Origin of the sequence: Paenibacillus sp. FSL R10-2778 (assembly GCF_038593035.1) — a bacterium.
Lineage (GTDB): Bacteria > Bacillota > Bacilli > Paenibacillales > Paenibacillaceae > Paenibacillus_AQ > Paenibacillus_AQ odorifer.
The window spans coordinates 6914519-6935360 of sequence record NZ_CP151956.1; the positions used below are offsets into that span (position 1 = coordinate 6914519).

Annotated in this window: 22 protein-coding genes and 1 tRNA gene; 2 read left to right on the forward strand and 21 right to left on the reverse strand. The window is 42.4% G+C overall.

Features of this window, described 5'->3' with window-relative positions:
• Nucleotides 1-39: 39 nt before the first annotated feature.
• The 5 genes from opp4A to rpsF all read right to left on the reverse strand — a co-directional run bounded on the left by opp4A (nt 40) and on the right by rpsF (nt 5545).
• Entirely contained in the window at nt 40-1758 is a 1719-nt protein-coding gene (opp4A, locus tag NST40_RS30930; RefSeq protein ID WP_342410299.1) for an oligopeptide ABC transporter substrate-binding protein, read from the reverse strand.
• A 193-nt stretch (nt 1759-1951) separates the two neighbouring features.
• Entirely contained in the window at nt 1952-3901 is a 1950-nt protein-coding gene (locus NST40_RS30935) for a DNA mismatch repair protein MutS (protein ID WP_342410300.1), read from the reverse strand.
• A gap of 510 nt (nt 3902-4411) precedes the next feature.
• Entirely contained in the window at nt 4412-4684 is a 273-nt protein-coding gene (gene rpsR, locus NST40_RS30940) for a 30S ribosomal protein S18 (RefSeq protein WP_036651767.1), read from the reverse strand.
• 21 nt (nt 4685-4705) lie between these two features.
• Nucleotides 4706-5212 (reverse strand): single-stranded DNA-binding protein, encoded by a 507-nt coding sequence (gene ssb / locus NST40_RS30945; RefSeq protein WP_036677780.1) that lies wholly within the window; start codon nt 5210-5212, stop codon nt 4706-4708.
• 48 nt (nt 5213-5260) lie between these two features.
• The gene (rpsF, locus tag NST40_RS30950) at nt 5261-5545 is read right to left on the reverse strand and encodes a 30S ribosomal protein S6 (protein WP_036677776.1); all 285 of its coding nucleotides are present in this window, start codon (nt 5543-5545) and stop codon (nt 5261-5263) included.
• Between the two features lie 217 nt (nt 5546-5762).
• Between rpsF and NST40_RS30955 the strand changes: the two genes are divergently transcribed.
• Nucleotides 5763-5960, forward strand: coding sequence for a YjzC family protein (locus NST40_RS30955; RefSeq protein WP_036677774.1), 198 nt, complete (start codon nt 5763-5765; stop codon nt 5958-5960).
• A 367-nt stretch (nt 5961-6327) separates the two neighbouring features.
• Here the strand turns inward: NST40_RS30955 and NST40_RS30960 are convergent.
• The 4 genes from NST40_RS30960 to NST40_RS30975 all read right to left on the reverse strand — a co-directional run bounded on the left by NST40_RS30960 (nt 6328) and on the right by NST40_RS30975 (nt 7981).
• Nucleotides 6328-6418 (reverse strand) — tRNA-Ser (locus NST40_RS30960).
• Between the two features lie 43 nt (nt 6419-6461).
• Nucleotides 6462-6674, reverse strand: coding sequence for a DUF951 domain-containing protein (locus NST40_RS30965; protein WP_036677772.1), 213 nt, complete (start codon nt 6672-6674; stop codon nt 6462-6464).
• Nucleotides 6674-7714: a mechanosensitive ion channel family protein gene (locus NST40_RS30970; protein WP_076218356.1), complete on the reverse strand. Its 1041-nt coding sequence runs from the start codon at nt 7712-7714 to the stop codon at nt 6674-6676. Before NST40_RS30970 ends, NST40_RS30965 begins: the two co-directional genes overlap by 1 nt.
• A gap of 21 nt (nt 7715-7735) precedes the next feature.
• Nucleotides 7736-7981 (reverse strand): DUF3343 domain-containing protein, encoded by a 246-nt coding sequence (locus NST40_RS30975; protein ID WP_076124321.1) that lies wholly within the window; start codon nt 7979-7981, stop codon nt 7736-7738.
• Nucleotides 7982-8100: 119 nt separating this feature from the next.
• Between NST40_RS30975 and yyaC the strand changes: the two genes are divergently transcribed.
• Entirely contained in the window at nt 8101-8709 is a 609-nt protein-coding gene (gene yyaC, locus NST40_RS30980; protein ID WP_036677770.1) for a spore protease YyaC, read from the forward strand.
• Here yyaC and NST40_RS30985 read toward each other — a convergent pair.
• From NST40_RS30985 to rpmH, 12 genes are all read right to left on the reverse strand, one after another.
• Complete coding sequence (locus tag NST40_RS30985; protein WP_036677768.1) at nt 8681-9181, reverse strand: DUF4446 family protein; 501 nt, start codon at nt 9179-9181, stop codon at nt 8681-8683. The two genes, yyaC and NST40_RS30985, sit on opposite strands and share 29 nt — an antisense overlap.
• Nucleotides 9182-9217: 36 nt before the next feature.
• A complete protein-coding gene (locus NST40_RS30990) occupies nt 9218-10363 on the reverse strand; it encodes an aminotransferase class V-fold PLP-dependent enzyme (RefSeq protein WP_342410303.1) in 1146 nt (381 codons plus the stop codon).
• Nucleotides 10364-10560: 197 nt separating this feature from the next.
• Nucleotides 10561-11403, reverse strand: coding sequence for a ParB/RepB/Spo0J family partition protein (locus NST40_RS30995; RefSeq protein WP_342410304.1), 843 nt, complete (start codon nt 11401-11403; stop codon nt 10561-10563).
• On the reverse strand, nt 11396-12157 hold the full coding sequence (locus NST40_RS31000) for an AAA family ATPase (RefSeq protein WP_036677762.1): 762 nt from the start codon (nt 12155-12157) through the stop codon (nt 11396-11398). The genes NST40_RS30995 and NST40_RS31000 overlap by 8 nt, the downstream gene beginning before the upstream one ends.
• 177 nt (nt 12158-12334) lie before the next feature.
• A complete protein-coding gene (noc, locus tag NST40_RS31005) occupies nt 12335-13150 on the reverse strand; it encodes a nucleoid occlusion protein (protein ID WP_036677760.1) in 816 nt (271 codons plus the stop codon).
• Nucleotides 13151-13564: 414 nt separating this feature from the next.
• The gene (rsmG, locus tag NST40_RS31010; protein WP_076218353.1) at nt 13565-14290 is read right to left on the reverse strand and encodes a 16S rRNA (guanine(527)-N(7))-methyltransferase RsmG; all 726 of its coding nucleotides are present in this window, start codon (nt 14288-14290) and stop codon (nt 13565-13567) included.
• A gap of 3 nt (nt 14291-14293) precedes the next feature.
• Complete coding sequence (mnmG, locus tag NST40_RS31015) at nt 14294-16180, reverse strand: tRNA uridine-5-carboxymethylaminomethyl(34) synthesis enzyme MnmG (protein WP_339245584.1); 1887 nt, start codon at nt 16178-16180, stop codon at nt 14294-14296.
• 39 nt (nt 16181-16219) lie between these two features.
• Complete coding sequence (gene mnmE, locus NST40_RS31020; RefSeq protein WP_339245586.1) at nt 16220-17596, reverse strand: tRNA uridine-5-carboxymethylaminomethyl(34) synthesis GTPase MnmE; 1377 nt, start codon at nt 17594-17596, stop codon at nt 16220-16222.
• Nucleotides 17597-17705: 109 nt separating this feature from the next.
• Nucleotides 17706-18440: an RNA-binding cell elongation regulator Jag/EloR gene (gene jag / locus NST40_RS31025; RefSeq protein ID WP_036677749.1), complete on the reverse strand. Its 735-nt coding sequence runs from the start codon at nt 18438-18440 to the stop codon at nt 17706-17708.
• Complete coding sequence (locus tag NST40_RS31030) at nt 18437-19306, reverse strand: YidC/Oxa1 family membrane protein insertase (protein WP_036677747.1); 870 nt, start codon at nt 19304-19306, stop codon at nt 18437-18439. The genes jag and NST40_RS31030 overlap by 4 nt, the downstream gene beginning before the upstream one ends.
• 86 nt (nt 19307-19392) lie before the next feature.
• Entirely contained in the window at nt 19393-19743 is a 351-nt protein-coding gene (gene rnpA, locus NST40_RS31035; RefSeq protein ID WP_036677842.1) for a ribonuclease P protein component, read from the reverse strand.
• A gap of 289 nt (nt 19744-20032) precedes the next feature.
• A complete protein-coding gene (gene rpmH / locus NST40_RS31040; protein ID WP_036677745.1) occupies nt 20033-20167 on the reverse strand; it encodes a 50S ribosomal protein L34 in 135 nt (44 codons plus the stop codon).
• Nucleotides 20168-20842 lie beyond the last annotated feature (675 nt).

A 20842-nucleotide genomic window follows, 5' to 3' on the forward strand; every position in this document is an offset into this window, starting at 1 on the left:
GATTTCACTTTTTGCGTAATTTTTTTTATTTTTTTTAATTTAGTCCTTTATCCACCATTTATTAGGCTCAATTATGGAGCCCAAAGAATCAACACGCACACCTTGTAGACGTTTATTAACAGCAGTAATGCTTTCTCTTTCCGCAAAAAAGATCATTGGAACCTCTTCATTCACTAGCTTCTGCCATTCATAATAGATTTGTTGTCGATAATCTCTATCATATGCCTTCATACTTGTGCCATCGCGAATCAATTCTTCATTCCGCTCCGAGGACCAACGTGGGTAGTTCCACAAATCATTCTCCCTCCAGAGACCTGAAGGATCAGGATCATTAGCTAATCCCCATACCCCGTTAAACAACTCAATGGACGGATCATCAGCCTCTACTGCTTCATAGAAGGTGTTGAGCTCTTTTAACGCCCCACCATTAAGCTGCACATCGAGTCCCACATTTCGCCAATCCTCCAGAATAGCAGCAGTTCGTAACTCCGCTGAATGACTGCCTAGCATAGAATCATAATGAATAACTAACTTTTCTCCTTTTTGATCCTCACGCAGCCCATCTCCATCAACATCTACAAAACCAGCCTCATCAAGCAGCTGCTTCGCTTTTTCCGGATCATAGGGATACATATTAATCTGACTGTCAGGGATCTTCGCCCAGCTTGCACTGGAAACCGGAGTTTCTATAGGCTTGCCTAACCCATGAGAAAATGATTGAATGATCCCCTCCCGATCAAGTGCATAATACATCGCCTGACGTAATCTTTTATCCGCAAATTTAGGGTTATCCATTACGATTTTTTCAGCTTCACTATCCCAATACCCAAATTTAAACCCTATATACTCATAAGCAAGCTCATTTGATTGTAAAATATTAATATTATCGAGTTCGCTCAGCTTTTCATAAGTATCTCGTGGGGCATTCTCTATATCAATTACGCCTTGTTCAAACAGGCTGATGATTTCCTTGTCATCAAATACCTTATACAACACACCATCCAATAAAGCCTTACCTTTATAGTATTGATCAAAGCGCTTCATCTCCACCCGCTGGCCAGGTTCAATAAGGCTCACCTCAAAGGGGCCAATCCCAATCGGATTTTTTCGCATCTGATCACTCTCAGGCATATCCTTAACAGCGACTCCAGTATAATATTTTTTATTCATCGGATACGGCCATAGATTATCAATCGTATTTACGCGGGCAGCTGTCATTGTTATTTTCAAAGTATAAGGATCTATAACCTTAAGACCTGTTATATTCTTCGCCTCACCTTTATGATAGGCTTCTGCACCTTGAATCATTTCCACACTATAATAACGCGATCCGGTGTAGTCTGGACTAGCAATAGTCTCCATCGCAAATTTCCAGTCCTCTACGGTCAGTTCATCTCCATTATGCCAACGGATTCCCGGTTTAATTTTAAAGGTAAATATTCTATGATCCTCGGACTCCTGCCAAGTGGCGATATTAGGAACCGTTGATAAATCATCATCTATCGTAAACATGGCCTCAGTAATAAACTCCAGCACATGAAAGTCATCTTCACCTTCATAAAAAGCAGGCTCAAAGAAGCCCATAAACGGCGATGAGTATCCATAAGTAACTACTCCGCCAGTCTGTGGCTTTTCGACCACCTCATTGTGATGTAAAGATAATGAATTACTGCTGGTACCTGCTCTGCTGCATGCTGACAATACAGTAGTCATCACGAGCATTGTTAACAAGAACCCGCATATCTTCTTATTCTTCATGTGTTCCTTCCCTTCTCTAGTTGAACGTATATCTACTTATAAGCTATGGAATAAATATTTACTGTAACAAAGTTTTAGAATGGTTACAATAACTTCTAAGCTTTAGGCCTATACTCCTGCTTGAATTTACGCATATTTCATAGTATTTATAAAAAAAGAGGGACCTACCTCATAGGCAGATCCTTTTATTACATTATTCTTCATCCTTATGCGTAATTCTCAGGCCTTCGACATGCTTACGCTGCATCAATTTCCGCTTTTTACGGGTATCCTTGCTCTCAAAAATTATATCAAAGTCATATTCCTCAGGATACAGCTCATCTTTGGATAGATATGGTTTTAAACGTTTATGATTAATCCGCATTTTTTGCTTCTGGATCATCACTCCGACCATTCCTAAGTGATCTCTTTTCTCATAAACAATGCCTATCCGCCCTAGTGAAGTTACAAGAACGGCATCACCAATTTCATATTGAGTCTGCTTCTCCTTATCGCTCAGTGATTCCGCAGACTTTTCTTCTTTTTCAAAATCCTCTATAACAGGTGCAGTCTTCCCTTTCTCTCCCTCTTTGCTAAAAACACTTGCCCATGCCGACCCATCACCTTTCTGCAGCCTTTGCTGCTGCGCCTCAACGATCTCCCACGATCGCTTGATAACGTTATCCTGGATACCCAGCTTTTTGGCAATTTGCAGAGCGTAACTCTCCCCCGCTTCTCCGATAGTCAGACGATACAACGGCTGCAGCGTTTCTTTGTCGAATTCCATTCGTGCATTTTGAAAACCGGCTGTCGCAGCGGCAAAGGCTTTTAGCTCATTAAAATGGGTTGTGACGATAATATTGGCCCCTTTACGGCTCAGCTCTTCCAGAATGGCGATTGAGAGGGCGATTCCTTCACCAGGGTCTGTACCTGCCGCCAGCTCGTCAATGAGCAGCAGCACCCCTTTAGAGGCATCTCTCAGCATTCCCTCAATACTCTTCATTTGTGCCGAAAATGTACTGAGTGATTGGGCCAAACTTTGTCCGTCTCCGATTACACTGATCACATCCGTAAAGACCGTAAACTCACTCCCCTCCTCGACCGGAATCAACAACCCGGATTGAGCCATGAGGGTCAGCAGCCCGAGGGTCTTGAGCACCACCGTTTTCCCGCCTGTATTTGGACCTGTAATGATTAGGGATTTATATCCCTTCCCTATCTCCAGGCTAATTGGAATCATGCCCTGCAGCATGGGATGTCTGCCTCCGTTCATCCTTAGAAAACCCCTATCATTTAGAGTAACCTCAGATGCTCCCAGCGTTCGTGCATATTTTGCTTTGGCAAAAATAAAATCATAGATGCCTGTAACCTCGATATTTAGGCGCAGTGCAGTTTGTTCCTGTTCTACCATGCTGGTCAGCATACTGAGGATCACAGCTTCTTCACGCGCCTCTTCTCCTAATAACAAATCCAGCTCAATCTGCATGGAGGCGATCTCATCTGGTTCGATGAACACCGTCTGTCCACTTGTGGATTGATCAAGTACCGATCCCTTTATTTGCTTATGATACTCCCGCTTTACGGGGATAACGTAACGTCCACCACGCTGACTATAAATATTCTCTTGCAAAATCGATTGATGGCGCGACATGATCCCGTCAATTTTTTTATGAAGACGTTCTTTAGCTACGCCAATCCGTTTACGAACCCGCTCTAACCCCTTACTAGCTCTATCATCAATCGCCCCAAAGCGAATACAACGATCAATTGCTTCCCGCACATGATTTAATTCCAGCAGCGAGGAAGCATAAGCAGCAATCCGGGGAGCACTTTGCTCTTTAGAAGCCATATATTTGCGCAATTGACTACAGCTCTTTAGAAATGTAGCCACTGCAGTGAAGTCTTGCTCACTGTACAAATATCCAGTCCCCATTAGTGACATGATCCACTCAATCCCCTCCAATGAAGGAATCGGTACACTGGACCCCCGCTCGAGCAGCTCTTTAGCTTCAGACGTTTCCTCCATCGCTCTTTGAATCGAAGACAAATAGGTCATAGGCATAAGCTCTTCTACAGTTTTCTTTCCTACATAAGATACGGCATGACGGCTAAGCTCGGTTTTAATAATTTCGTATTCCAACGTGTCTAGACTTTGTAAATTCACAGCAAATCCTCCTTATTGATCTAACTTTTTTTGGAACTAAATCTCCCTAACGCAAAAAGGACAAAGAATGCCACTATGGCAGTCCTTGCCCTTCTTTTTATGCTATTGTTCTCTAGCGTTTTAAGGTCCCCATAAAAGCCAGGGTGGCCGAAAAACAAAAAAACCGTGCTCTAAGAGCACGGTTAATTACAAAGAGAACAATAGCCGTAAAGAGGCCATATGACGCTTCGTGTGTTCTTAACTAAATCATCCACCGTTAGGAACAACAGACCTCTGCGCGAAACGAACTCAAATAGAGCACGTAAACGCCAAAAGACGAGCCTGCTAAAGCCTTCCTAATCCAGTGTTATGAAATTGCTAGTTAAGAACGGTCACCAACATCAATATTTCCCCTTTTGTTATAGGATAGCTGTAATTTAACACATTCCAGATGGAACGTCAACGTAATCCACACGCTGGTTTTTCACAACAAAAAAGCAGCCGGTTTCCCGACTGCTTCTATAAAACGTCCTATTCCGTTGTGTAAGGAAGCAACGCGATTTGACGCGAGCGTTTTACAGCAATGGTAAGAGCGCGTTGGTATTTTGCACTTGTACCTGTTACACGACGTGGCAAAATCTTTCCACGTTCGCTGATGAACTTCTTAAGAAGTTCAGTATCTTTATAATCAATGTGAGTAATCTTGTTCACAGTGAAAAAGCAAACTTTTTTACGCTTGTTGCGTCCACCACGACGTGCTGGTCTTTTGTCGTTGTCAGCGCCTTCTCTTGGTTTAAAAGCCATATTCTTTTCAGTCCTTCCTAATTAAAATGGCAAATCATCATCCGATATATCAATCGGTTTACCATCGCCCGAAAAAGGATCTTGAGTATTGTTGTTACGCGAGAAATTATTGTTGTTATTTCCGCGTCCAGCGTTACCACCGCCACCATATGCTGGCTCTTCAGGCATACTACTTGCACCACTTGAAGTATTTCCACCTTCACGGCTTTGTGAAGATTCCAGGAAACGAACATTATCAGCAATAACTTCAGTTACGTATACACGTTTACCTTCGTTATTCTCATAGTTCCGCACTTGGATGCGTCCTTCCACTGCTGTCAGACGACCTTTGCGCAAATAATTGGCACAGGTTTCTGCTAGCTGTCTCCAGGTAACAACCGGGATGAAGTCTGCCTCACGTTCACCGTTCTGGCCCGTAAAGTTACGATCTACGGCAAGCGTAAATTGAGTTACGGCAACACCAGCGGGAGTATAACGAAGTTCCGGGTCACGGGTCAACCGTCCGATCAAAATGATACGGTTCAACAATTCTGGTCCCCTCCTTTAGAGCGATTCATTACAAAGCTTGTCAAGATCTTAAGCAACGTCGTTCGTAATGAGATAACGAATAACTTCGTCAGAAATCTTCATAAGACGTTCTAATTCAGTAACTACTGCAGGTTCTGCATTGAAGTTAACCAAAACATAAACGCCATCACGGAATTTCTTGATCTCATACGCAAGACGGCGTTTACCTTGCACTTCGTGCTTTGTAATTTCCCCGCCATTGGAGATGATGCCTTGGAATTTATCGACTGCTGCTTGAACAGCTTCTTGTTCAATGTCAGGACGAATAATGTACATCACTTCATATTTGCGCATAATTTTCACCTCCTTATGGTCTGAGGCCCCTAATCACGTCAGGAGCAAGGAACGAGCACAAACATAGACTCGCACCTGATTAATATACCAAAACGAGCAGCAGAGTGCAAGCAATATTAATACCGGACAACCTTCCACCCTCTTTTTACATGAAAAAAACCCTACCTGCGCACAATAATCGGTGAATTCATCTGCACTTAAGGAAGGAGCGATAATGATGGGCGAAAAGACAGAATATGAAAAAGGCGACAAAGCCCCCAATCCAGGCATGTATACAGAGGTAGGTGAAGCGCGAAGCTTCCATACCGAAATTCAGAATCCACAGCATATTAAAATGGAAAAAGGGGACACCTTCCCCGAGACCAGTAACAAAAATCGGAAGTGGAAAAAGGTTGAAAAAGCACGTGTACATTAAATAAAAATAAATGTGTATAAAAAAAACGACATTACACATACTATACTCAGGCAGTACAAAAGAGAGGTGTGGTTCCGTTGGCCGTCGTAGACGAACACAATCACAGGATATCTGATTCAGCATCTATTGTTAGCTGGGAATAGTAGTGGGTTATTGTCTAAAAAGCAGTAACCTCAGCAACGCCTAAATCACTTTAGTCGCTATATACAGAGAAATTCCAACATCATTGATGTACTGCCTCTTGAAGAAGGACCCGAAAGGGCCCTTCTTTTTGCATGTTATGATCTTTTGCAAACAGCTAAGTGGACACAAAAAAACCTCCGTTACAGGAACGAAGGATTCATTAAAATGTTATATTATGCTGAAGTGGCGGAGAGGGTGGGATTCGAACCCACGCACGCTGTGACACGCCTAACTGATTTCGAGTCAGCCCCCTTGGGCCTCTTGGGTACCTCTCCGCAGCAAAAATAATTGTATCATGCAGACATGCCATTTGCAAGCTTAATTATTGTCTGTATTTCCCTCTGCAGAACGCAGTACCTTCTTCATATTCTTCTCGAATTTCGCCCGGGGAATCAGAACACTATGCTGACATCCTGTACACTTAATGCGGATATCCATCCCCATACGAATGATCTCCATCTCATTAGAACCGCAAGGGTGCTGTTTCTTCATCTGTACAATATCTCCAAGCTGAAAAACTTTACGTTCCACTACCCTTCCCCCTTTTTCCCCTCTTGTGTAGCTGCGATTTGGCGTCTTGATCCAGTGTCAGGCGTATCCGATACTTCCTGATCATTTTCTGTTTTTGCCAGTTCAATTTCAGCCTTTGCTTCTTCTTCTGCCTTCAAACGCGCTTCCTCTTCGGCTTGAGCAGCTTGGGCCTGCTCTAGACTGCTGAGTTTCTCTAGTGCCTGCTTAATATCATTCTGAATCTGTCTCTCCGCAACCTCTTTTGCATTAGGTAAACAGCTAGCCGCTATACGAATTACATATTCCGAAGTACTCATGGACTGTATACCGAGCACATTAGGATAAGCAAGAACATTAGAGTTACGCTCTTCTATTCCTTTTAGCGCTTCTCCAATCAAACCTAGCGTGGCCTCCAAGCTCCGCTCCATTTTTACAGGAACATCAACTACAGCCAATGCATTCGAGAGAGAATAATTGGTCACGTTCGTGATTAATCCATTCGGGATAATAAATACTTCTCCAGTTGTGCTTAACAGTCTGGTTGTTCGCAGTCCGATTAATTCTACCGTTCCTTTATAGGTCCCCGTTTGAATTACATCACCCACTGCAAATTGATCCTCTAAAATAATAAAGAAACCTGTAATAACATCCTTCACCAAACTTTGCGCCCCAAAACCCACTGCTAAACCAAGCACACCCGCTCCAGCCAACAATGGTGCCAAATCGAAGTGGAACTCAGAAAGCACGAGCATGATCATCACAAAATTACAGATAACTGTCACTACATTTTTCATCAATTCCCCAACCGTAGTAAACCTTCGTGTGTTGGACAGAAGTCTGCCCCCGGTTTTACGCTCAAGCGAACGATCAATAATATTAGAAACAATTTTAATAATAACCCGGGTTAAGAGAAAAATAACAAGAATCCGTAGACCCGCAAATAATACATCCGCCCACATATCAGCATCGGTAAACCAATTCCACACCTTATCTTTAAAGCGAATGGCATCTTTTAATGTATCCGCACCGGGTGTATCAGCCTCCAGTATCCACATATTCATCGCATGTACTCCTCCCTACCCCTAAATCAGTATGTAGTTCTCGTTGTGTTTTCCGTAGATGCCGCGTATTTCTATTTCCTGCTCAACTATAATTCTTTTTACCTCTTCCAGCGCATTTTGAAAAAACTGAATTGAAATTGCACAGCCTGCGGTGATCTCCTTCGGAGTTGGAAATATATCAATTTCTATTTCAGCATACTCAAGCAGCATTTCAGCACGAAGCGCCTGCTGGGTGGAGTCAAACGCTATTAACATCTCATCCTGCATATACGTCAAGCCTCTCCATAGGTTTATCGTCCTATCTCTTGCAGCTGGAGTATAAAACCCCTCTTCTATCCATATACTAGATACCAACAAATAGAATCACCCTTAGAAAGGAAGATGGTATGAACTCCTCATCCAAGGCTACAGCAGCGCAAGAAACATCCTGTTTAAAAATATCACATACAGATCCCGATATCTATTCCGCAATTACTCATCGGCTACTTTTTCACTTTTCACGCACGCGTCCAGAGACTCAAATTATCGTCATCTGTGTAGGCACTGATCGCTCCACCGGAGATTCTCTCGGTCCTCTTGTTGGTACTGCATTATCCCGTTTTCATAGTCCATTGTTTCATTTATACGGTACCCTTGAAGAACCGGTTCATGCCGTCAATCTTGAAGAGACTTTGTCTCTAATTAATGAAAAATATAATAACCCGTTTGTCATCGGAATAGATGCCTGCTTAGGTCACTCTACTAGTGTTGGCTGCATCCAAGTCGTTGAAGGTCCCCTCAGACCAGGAGCTGGCGTAAATAAACAATTGCCGCCGGTTGGAGATATCCATTTGACTGGAATCGTTAATGTCGGCGGCTTTATGGAGTATTTCGTATTGCAGAATACACGGCTAAGTCTAGTCATGCGATTATCTGATATTATCGCTACAAGTCTATATTCTGCTTTAAAACAATGGAACCTGCATGCTACTTCTGCTGCAACGCGAGAGTTATAACTTCTTTTTCTTCAGGCGATAAGGCATATTGTGATTCCCCATTTTGCATAGGCTTGGAGTAAATATATGAGTTCTCACGATTATGAAGGCTGGTTAATACAATGCCACTGCTATTGTCATCCAGAATAGCCACCGAGAAGCTCAAATCATTACCACGTTCACCGAAGGCATTATAACGCTTCAGAGCGATATTTGACTTCATGCCGCGGATTTTGACTTGGGTAGCTTCTATCAACGCTTTTTGCTCACGTTGTTCTTCTTCCAGCATGTCGCTTTGGTTCTTCAGATCAACCAGAAGGCCTTCCAGATCCTCCACACCGCTTCCTGCCATCATGGCCTCATATTTGCGCCGTATAGTCCGCAACTTAGCTCCCTGGGCGATTACAGTCACTATCAATACTAGCATAATTACTACGAAACCAAACACAAACCACTGCAACTGTTCATTAATTAATTGATTCATTTCAGACATGAATGGACCATCCTTTTTATTTATCTGCTGCGGGCATCAGCCATATAACTCATCCATAGCAGCTAGCATTCTGCTTATATTATGCTCTGTTGTATCTACGCCTACACTCGCCCGAACAGCACCACTTTCTAGTGTATCAACAGCCTTATGTGCCAGTGGGGTACAATGCATACCCGCTCTGACGGCTATTTTATACTCACGATCTAGACGGTGGGCTATATTCGCCGATTCTTTCCCATCCACTACAAACGACACAATTCCAGTTCTCGGAGCCCCTAATGTGGGCCCTAATAGTTTAATGTTTGGAATATGGGACAAGCCCTCCATCAGCAGTTGAGTCAGCTTCCACTCTCTTTCATGGATAACGTTTGTCCCTATCGATTTTACCTTTTGAACACCGGCTAGTAAACCAGCAATTCCTACCGCATTTTGCGTTCCCGCTTCATACCGATCTGGGCGAACAGAGGGTTGTTCACTATTCTCAGATTGACTGCCTGTCCCTCCATGCATTAAGGGCTCGAGATCCAATTCAGGTGATATATAGAGCCCACCAGTCCCTTGTGGTCCAAGCAATCCTTTATGCCCGGGAAAAGCTAATAAGTCAATATTCATCTTTTTCACATCAATATCAAGCGAGCCTGCACTTTGAGCAGCATCTACTAGAAATATAGCACCCTTTGCTTTAGCTAGATCTCCGATGTCACCAATGGGAAGTATACTACCTAGTAAATTGGAGCTATGATTACAAATTACCATTTTAGTGTTTGGTCGAAACGTTTTGCCCAATTCGTTCAAATCCAATTGCCCTGCTCGATCCACCTTCAGATAATCAACACTTATCCCTAGTGACTTACGTAAATATTCCAAAGGTCTCCGCACAGAATTGTGTTCAGTCATTGTAGAGATTACATGATCCCCTGCTTTGAGCGTACCTCTAATCGCCATATTTAATGCCATCGTAGTGTTTTGGGTAAACGCTATGTCTTGTGCATTAGAAACCCCAAACAACTGCGCCAGCAAACTCCGGGCTCTCACCAACACCCGTCCGCTTCCCATGGCCAGCGAATAATTCCCTCTGCCAGCATTTGCTCCCGACTGCAAAGCATTCATCATCGCAGCTGCCACCTCTGGAGGTTTAGGCCAGGACGTAGCCGCATGATCCAAATATACGAAGTCTTCCATAACCCCGCTCCTCGTCTCATACTCTTTTTCATTAAGAAGAAACAACGTTGTCGCCCTTTATTGATAATAACCTTATCTGCAGAAAATATAAGGATAATATTCAGCTGCACTTTATACATCCTTATATTTTGAAAAAACATACCCCTACTTATCCGATTACGGATAGCTCAGGATATGTTCTTGGCATAGATACCCATTTAGTTACCCAATAATTCTAACAATCTTTCTAAGTCCTGCGCACTGTAGTAATTCAGTTCAATCTTCCCTTTTTCCTTACCTTGTTTTATCTTAACCGTTGTTTTAAACCGTTCACGTAATACTTCCTCTACATTATCAATATAGGGATCACGTTTAATAACTTTAATCTTTGTACCGTTCGTTGGCTTTCGATCCAGATTTTTCACTGTTTCTTCAAGCTCTCTTACGCTCCATTGCTGTTCCACGCATTGTTCAGCCAATTGTTTAATAACTTCCGGATCTTTCAGGGCAACAATAGCTCGTGCATGTCCCATAGACATTGTTCCACGTGAAACATATTCTTTTACTTCTTCCGGTAAAGTAAGCAATCTTAGGAAGTTAGCGATGTGGGATCTGGACTTCCCAACTTTCAGAGATAGCTCTTCTTGTGTGAGTGAAAATTGATCCATCAAACCTTGATAAGCAACTGCGATTTCCATTGCGTTTAAATTTTCACGTTGCAAGTTCTCGATCAGGGCGATCTCCATAACCTGTTGATCACTCAGATTTCTTACAACTGCTGGAATCGTAGGTTTACCACAATATTGCGAAGCCCGGAATCTGCGTTCACCGGCAATGATTTCATATCCCTTCAAAACACTCCGTACAATGATCGGTTGAATCACGCCATGTTGTCTGATGGACTCAGCCAATTCCTGGATTGCTTCTTCATTGAAATCCTTGCGTGGTTGATAAGGGTTAGCCCGTAATTGAGCTAATGGGATTTCTACTACCTTATCATCTTCATTAATAGATAAAGAAGGAATCAGAGCATCCAGACCTTTTCCTAAACGTTTACTCATAAGAAATCACTTCCTTTGCCAACTCTAAATACACTTCTGCTCCCTTTGAGCGAGGATCATAAGTAATAATGGATTGTCCATGAGACGGTGCCTCACTTAAGCGGACATTCCGAGGAATGATAGTTCTGTAAACTTTTTCCTGAAAATACTTTTTAACCTCTTCGATGACTTGGATCCCTAGATTCGTACGGGCATCCAACATGGTTAATAGTACTCCCTCTATTTTTAAATGCGGATTAAGATTTTTTTGTACTAGACGCACGGTGTTTAAAAGCTGACTCAACCCTTCGAGCGCATAATATTCACATTGAATCGGAATGATTACCGAATCAGCAGCTGTAAGGGAATTGATCGTCAAAATCCCAAGGGATGGAGGACAATCAATGATGATGTAGTCATAATTATTTTTAACCGCATTTAGGGCTTTTTTCAATTTCAACTCTCTGGAAATCGTTGATACTAATTCGATCTCCGCCCCTGCTAATTGAATGGTCGCCGGGATGATGTGCAGTCCTTCATTTTGAGTTTCAAGTATCGTTTCTAGAGGATTTACTTCATTAATGAGAATGTCATATATACAATTCGCTACGTCCGCCTTGTTGATGCCAACGCCGCTGGTAGTGTTACCTTGAGGATCGATATCAACTAGAAGCACTCTTTTTCCTAATGTAGCCATACCGGCACCTAGGTTCACAGAGGATGTTGTTTTACCGACACCGCCTTTTTGATTTGCTATGGCAATAATCTTGGACACTAATTTCACCTCGAATAGTTAGGAAGAATCTTCTCGTAGATCGCAAGTACAAACGGCCAAACTATGTTACTTTATATGAGCTAAAACTCTAAAATGCAGGCTGAGCAATACATCCTGGTTTAAGTCACACAAAAGGCGGCCAATCACTTTAAGGCCGCCTTCAGCTTTTGAAACAATTTATCTTTTGGGGATCTGGATTACAATCTCGTAATGGTCACCACGGTCATTTTCTGACGTTTTGATTTCCATACCTGAGCCTGACACCATATCAATAGATTGACGAATTGTATTAAGAGCTAGACGAACATCCTTGGTATAGGAGACCCGTTTTGACTTTTTAGTTTGCGAAACTTGTTTATAGAAAGCAATACGAGCTTCCGTCTGTTTAACATTTAATCCTTTTGCAATAATCTCTGCCAAAACTTTTAATTGCATTTCCACACTATCCAGTGATAAGAGTGAACGCGCATGTCTTTCGGAAATCTGACGTTCCATCAACGCTGTCTTAACCTCTTCAGGTAAGTGGAGTAAACGAATCTTATTCGCAATAGTCGACTGACTCTTGCCTAAGCGTTGTGCTAAGCTTTCTTGTGTTAATTGATGAAGATCAATTAACTTCTGATAAGCGACAGCTTCTTCTATGGAGGTCAAACCTTCACGCTGTAGATTTTCTATGAGCGCAATAGATGCAGCCTGAGAATCATTGAACTCACGGACAATAGCAGGGATCGTCTCTAAACCAAGCTTTTTAACTGCCCGCCAGCGCCGTTCACCTGCGATGATCTCATATATGGAATCTCGCATACGTACAACAATAGGCTGAATGACACCATGAGTTTTAATTGTCTGACATAACTCATCAATTTTGTCATCATCGAATATAGTCCGTGGTTGGTAAGGACTGCTAACGACCTCATGAACTGGTATTTGTTTGATTTCTTCTCCGCTGCTCCGCTCGTTAAACCCAAATAGCTTGGTAAATTGTTCTTTCATTCCGTTCATAACCACCTAATTTCGTTATAGTACGATCTTCTTGACCTTCTTCACGGAAAGCATATCGTACAGCAATCTAAAACATTCTGATATTATGGAATTACCTGTAATGAACAGGCATCATAATCTCTCCTTCTTTCGAACAAGAGTACAGAGAAGGAGTTATATACAAAATTAAAGTCTACTATGCTATTCTATCACTTTTCTCCACATAATCATATTCTCCGTAAAGACCTATTTTTCCTGCATTTTTACAGGTGCAACAACCAAATCAGCTTATAAATCTAATTTTTATCTAATTTGATATTTATCGATTTTTGTTATCATCATCTTCATAAAAAAAGAGCATTCCCTTTGTTCAAAGAGAATGCTCCTAAAGGAACTTTGAGTATCGGCAATGTTTCACGTGAAACATTATTTTATCAATGGCATTTTGGCAGGAATTCCCGCTTTTCTTGGGTATTTAGCTGGTGTTGCTCCTGTCTTCCGGATCATAACAATATGTCGATCCGACTCCTCCACTGGTAAGCTGAACGACTCCACTTTGCTGAGTTCAGCACGAAGCTCTTTTAAGCTGTACTTAGCTTCGCTTAATTCCTCTGAGGGATCGCTGCCCTTCATTGCAGCGAACACCCCATCTTTGCGTGTGAAGGGAAGACAAAATTCATTCAATAAAGACAGTCTTGCTACCGCACGTGCTGTAACCAAATCATAGGCATCACGATGAGTGAACTTGCGCGCGACATCCTCTGCCCGCCCATGGATCAATTGTACATCAGTTAATCCCAATGTCGTACTTACATGCTGCAGAAATGAAATTCGTTTATTGAGCGAATCAACAATCGTTAGCTTCAAATGAGGAAAACATATTTTAAGTGGGATTCCTGGAAACCCAGCTCCTGAACCGATATCTGCGAGATTGGTGATCTCGTTAATATCAAGGAAAAAAGCTAATGAAATAGAATCATAGAAATGCTTCGTATATACCTGCTCTCGCTCAGTTATACCCGTGAGATTCATTTTTTCATTCCAGGTTACGAGTTCCTTATAATACAGATCAAATTGTGCTAACTGTTCTGCTGTAAGGGATATGCCTCGTTCCTGTAATAGTTGTGTGAATTGAACTTCCGTATTATCCATAGCTTATCCTTTCGCCGCGGTTACCCGGTTGTAATGCTCAAGATATACAAGAAGAATGGAAATATCAGCAGGTGTAACTCCCGCAATCCGAGAAGCCTGCCCGATAGAGATCGGGTGAATCTTAGTCAGCTTCTGCCGCGCTTCCATCGCTAATCCATGGATTTCATTATAATTAATGTCATCTGGAATTTTTTTCTTCTCCATCTTTTGCAGGCGCTCCACATGTTGAAGTTGTTTTTCTATATATCCGGCATATTTAATTTGGATTTCTACTTGCTCCTTCATTTCTGCATCCAGCATCTCTGGTGATGGTGATACTTGATCAACAAAACTATATACAAGCTCTGGGCGCCGCATCAGAACAAGCAAATTACTGCCATCTACAATAGGTGCCGATTCATATTGCGCTAGTACTTGGTTTACATCAACAGGTTTAACCTTTGTTTCTTGCAGACGAACAATTTCACGCTCCACCCGTTCTTTCTTATCTGTGAAGTTATCGAAACGCTCCTGTGTGATCAAACCAATGTCATAACCGATAGGTGTAAGTCTTAGATCTGCATTGTCATGGCGAAGCAACAAACGATATTCTGCACGTGAAGTAAGCAGACGGTAAGGTTCATTCGTTCCCTTAGTCACGAGATCATCAATGAGTACACCAATGTATCCCTGTGAACGATCTAGGATTACGGGTTCTTTGTCTTGCACTTTGCGTGCTGCATTAATTCCAGCCATAACCCCTTGGCCTGCTGCTTCCTCATAACCGGAAGTGCCATTGATTTGTCCAGCAGTGAACAGACCTGGAAGACGTTTGGTTTCAAGAGATGGCCATAGCTGTGTAGGAACCATTGCATCATATTCAATAGCATAGCCGTTACGCATCATCTCTACCTTTTCCATACCAGGAATGGAACGTAAGATAGCTAGCTGTACATCCTCAGGAAGACTAGTGGACAGACCTTGTACATAGTATTCCGATGTATTTTTTCCCTCTGGCTCTAAAAAGATCTGATGCTTAGATTTATCACTGAATCTTACGACCTTATCTTCTATAGAAGGGCAATAACGTGGGCCAGTTCCTTCGATAATACCTGTGAACATCGGCGCACGATGAAGGTTATCATTAATAATCTGATGAGTAACCTCAGAGGTATACGTTAACCAACAAGGAAGCTGTTCGTTATCGGATGATTTCGTTTCGAACGAAAAGAATTTCGGTTCATCGTCCCCTGGTTGAATTTCTGTCTTAGAGAAATCGATCGTATCACGATGTACACGTGGTGGAGTACCTGTTTTAAAACGAACCAATTCAAACCCAAGCTCCCGTAAGTTCTCAGAAAGCTTCACGGATGGCTGTTGATTGTTAGGTCCACTTTCATATGTTAGCTCACCCATAATCACTTTACCACGCAGGTAAGTACCTGTTGTCAGGATAACAGTCTTACTACGGTATTCGGTTCCGGTCTTCGTAACTACACCTACACAACGTCCATCCTCAACGATTAAACGCTCAACCATCCCTTGACGAAGTGTCAAATTAGGCGTTTTCTCCATAGTTTCCTTCATTGTATGTTGATAAAGGAATTTATCAGCTTGTGCACGTAAAGCATGTACAGCTGGTCCTTTACCTGTATTCAGCATACGCAGTTGAATGAATGTCTTATCTATATTGCGGCCCATTTCTCCGCCAAGCGCATCAATTTCACGCACTACATGTCCTTTGGCAGGTCCGCCTATGGACGGATTGCAGGGCATGAATGCAACCATATCCAGGTTAATTGTGATCATTAACGTACTGCAACCCATCCGGGCTGCAGCCAGTGCTGCTTCACAGCCAGCATGACCAGCGCCAATGACGATAACGTCATAGTTGCCTCCATCATAACTCATGTCCTGTTTCCCCCTTGAAATTATATTAAATCGTGAATCTTATTTTCCTAAACAAAATTGTGAGAATATTTGGTCTAACAAAGAGTCAGCTGCAGTATCGCCAATTATTTCCCCAAGCTGTTCCCATGCGAGCCGTACATCGATTTGAATCATATCAATCGGTATATACTGTTCTGCAGCATCGTATGCATCTTGAAGTGATTTATAGGCTTTTTTGAGCAGGGCTATATGTCTCACATTACTCACATATGTCAAGTCACCCGATTCCAGCTTTCCACCAAAAAAGAGTGTCGAAATGGCATCTTCAAGTTTGTCTAGACCTTCCTCTTCCAGAACGGACATCGGTACAATGTTAGACTCTTCAAAAAATGAGAGCAACTTATCCTTATCCAGTTTGGGCGGTAAGTCCATTTTATTCATGATTACTAGGCACTGTCTACCGTGGATTTGTTCCATCAATGCCAATTCATCCTCATGCAGCTCTTCATTAGCATTCAGCACAAGTAGAATCAGGTCGGCGTCACTAACTGCCGCTTTGGAGCGCTCCACCCCAATTTTCTCAACAACATCCATCGTTTCACGAATTCCCGCTGTATCGAGCAGCTTAAGCGGTATATTATTTATCGTTATAAATTCTTCTATTACATCACGTGTTGTTCCTGGAATATCTGTTACAATCGCTTTATTCTCACGCGCTAATGCGTTTAGCAATGATGATTTACCAACGTTCGGACGTCCGACAATAGCTGTTGTAATCCCTTCACGAAGTATTTTTCCTTCATTAGATGTCTTAAGCAGCTTTGTGATTCCCTCCATAACCTCACTGCTTTTATCTTTAATAAATTCAGCTGTCATGGATTCTACATCATGTTCTGGATAATCTATATTCACTTCAATATGAGCCAGCATCTCAATAAGTGTATGGCGTAAAGCATGAATTCGATCCGATAAGGATCCGCTAACCTGTTTTAAAGCTACAGAAAAAGCCCGGTCAGACTTAGAGCGAATCAAATCAATAACAGCCTCAGCCTGCGATAAATCGATACGTCCGCCCAAGAAAGCACGCTTGGTGAACTCCCCCGGCTCGGCTAACCTTATCTCCTGCTGCAGAAGTAAGTCCATCACTCTTCTTACAGAAATTACACCGCCATGAGCACTGATCTCTACTACATCCTCTGTCGTAAAAGAACGTGGTCCTTTCATAACGGTTACCAACACTTCTTCCATCTTCTCTCCGTTATCAGGACTGACGATATGTCCGTAATGAACGGTATGCGATTCCGCTTCAGTTAATGGAACTCGGCTACGAAATAATGGTGCCACTTGGGAAATAGCCTGTGGGCCACTTACCCGAATAATAGCAATTCCTCCCTCGCCTAATGCCGTCGATACGGCAGCAATGGTGTCACTAAGCATGCTGTTTTTCACCCCAAAACTTATATTTTTTGAATAGAAACGTTCTTTTATTTTTAAAAAAACAATGACCCCTTACATTGGTCAAGGAGTCATTGCATCCATATAGTCTTTACTTCAAGGTTATAACGACGCGGCGATTTGGCTCTTCGCCTTTACTGAGGGTACTCACTTGTCGGTGATCCTGTAACCTGGAGTGGATAATCTTGCGCTCCTGAGGAGACATTGGCTCCAATACAACCTCTTTACGAGTGCGAATTACACGTCCGGCTAAACGATCAGCCAGCTCTTCAAGCGTTTTTTTACGGCGCTCACGGAAGTTCTCTGCATCTAACACAAGCCGTATAAAACTGTCGGAATAACGGTTAGCTACAATATTAGCCAAATACTGTAGAGCATCGAGAGTTTGTCCTCTTCTGCCAATTAACAGTCCCAAATCTGGACCGGAAATTTGCAGAATCGTGGATTCCTTGGTGTGGACGATTTCTACCTCCACTTCGAGCCCCATGCTCTTAGCGACATCCACAATGAAATGAACGGCTTCTTGGTAAGCTTCCTCCACCGGTTGTCCGGAATCTTGGCGTGGCACACCGCCGATGGCCTCCTGTTTGCTCTCTCTTGCTGACTGTTGAGGCAGTGACGGAGCACTCGCCGCTGATGCCGGTGCGGCTTCGGCTATCAAGGTTAGTTCAACCTTGGCACCTTTCGCACCGATCAATCCCAGGAATCCTCTTGATGGCTGCTCAAGTACGTTGACCGTTACCCGGTCCTTTTGAACTCCAAGCTGGGTTAGTCCCCGTTCTACAGCTTCTTCAATGGTTTTCCCTGTTGCGACGACTTTGCTCATTTTGACTTTTTGGCTCCCTTCGATGACTTGTTGCCGCCTTTGCTCTTCGGAGCAGGACTGGAGTCATCTGTACTTTTTACAGCACTTGCGATTGCCAATTTGTGTTTATCGTTGTTGCGGTATAAGAAGTAGTTCTGAATAATAGTGTAAAGGTTACTGTACACCCAGTATAATGGCAAGGCTGCAGGGAAGTTGTACGACATCACGAAGATCAGAACTGGATAGATCATCATCATGAACTGCATTGGCCCTTGTTGTTGCACTGGGTTCATTTTGGTCATCATTCTAGTTTGAATAAATGTTGTTAATGCTGCTAGTACTGGCAAGATAAACAGATGATCCGGTTTACCAAGCTCCAGCCACAAGAAGGTATGCTCCCGTAGATGTGGATTATAGTAGATCGAGTTGTAGAGAGCGATAAAGATAGGCATTTGTACGATCAGCGGTAAACAACCCGCCATTGGGTTAACCTTATTTTCTTGGAACAAACGCATTGTTTCTTGCTGCACCTTTTCAGGTGTGTCTTTATATTTTTTCTGGATCTTTTGGAGTTCCGGTTGAATGGCTTGCATTGCACGCGAGCTCTTCACCTGTTTAATAGTAAGCGGAAGAATCAACGTGCGGACAATAATAACCATCACAAGTACGGCTAAACCATATTCTCCGTTAAACCAATCTGCAAACTTGTCCAAGGCAATGGCGAAATAATACACTACATTACTTTGCCAGAAGCCTCCATTCTTCAAATCCTCCGTAGTGTGCGTGACAGCAGTCGACGGAGCGCATCCCGACAGAACAGCTAACGACAACACCATTACCGTGATGAGGAGAAACCATTTTCCTCGTCTAGTCTTCATTAGAGACACTTCAAAACCCCTCTCTTAAACATTCCATTCCACCGTAAATCATACCATAATTATGAATACAAATAAACAAGCCTCTTAAGCACCCTTTATTTGCGGGAAGCCTTGAGTAGCTTGGCTTTACGAAGCACATGCAGCACACTTTTTTCGAGCTCTGCATACTCCATGGAAAGCGCTCCTTTTCTTACGATAAACACCATGTCTAAGCCACCTGCAATCTCAGGTTCATGGTGACGGACGATTTCCTTAACTAATCTTCTCATACGGTTACGGACAACCGCGTTTCCGACCTTTTTGCTAACAGACACACCTACTCTAAATCGCTCTACCTCTTTTTTGCCAAACCAATACACTACAAATTGATGATTCGCAAATGACTTCCCATGGCGGTATACACGACTGAAGTCGGCACGGTTTCGTAAACGTAACTTTTTGTGCACGGGAATCTCCTTCATAAAAATCCGGTTTAAGTGTCCCTCCGAATTTTTTCTTCTAATAGTATAGGCATTTGCAAGCAGCCATAAACGACTACATTTGCTGTGCTGAAATTAAGCTTCTATATATAGTAGGAAAAATAATTTCAACTTCTCACAAAATATTTCTCAATATACGTTAAATAGCCCCGCAAAGTGTAGCTAGCGCATTAAGCGAGATCCTAGACTTTTGCAGAGCAATAATAATAAAAAGCAGTAAAAAAAGACCACCGCAGTGGTCCCTTAGTGGCCTAACTTACGCACTCAAAACTTTTCTGCCTTTCAAGCGGCGAGCTGCCAGCACTTTACGGCCGTTTTTCGTGCTCATTCTTTTACGGAAACCGTGAACCTTACTACGTTTGCTCACATTTGGTCTAAATGTCGGTCTCATAATTGCACCTCCCTTATAGGAACTTAATTACTGTCATATAAGCAGAAACGGACTAAGCCGTCCTTATAGTAGGGACAGTATCTACAAGAATTATCATTTTTATATATCGAGACATATCCTTACAGAAAACACCTTTATATATTTAAACATATTTTATGAGCAAAAGTCAACCTAGTAACCGGCTTGTTCCTCCCCCTCAAGCTCAGGTTTTTATCCACAACTCTCCCCAGGAAAAAAGTAATCCACAAGATATGACAGTTATCCACCTGTGATCAAAAAATAAAGTCGACTACTCACAGTTGAGCACAACCTGTGTATAAAATTATCGAACCTTTGGCGTAAAGTGTCGAACCGTAAACAAATTATCAACAATATGTAGTGGTGTTCCTAATAATTGTACACAAGTGCTTGAATTTGTGGATAAAATAGCCCTGCTCATTGAAAAACAAGGGGCGTTTTGCTATGATGGTATTACTTTTGAATGTGAATAGATTTGTTTGTTCTCTTAATTATCAACAAGCTGTGGATAAAGTTGTGAACAAATCAAATTTATCCATATTTTTTTGTCTCTTCATATTGCCTACTGGGGATAAATATCAGCACCAACCTATTTTCTTCGACATTTCCACTTCATGGCTGATGCCACATTTGGAAGATTTAAAGGAGTGACAGTCT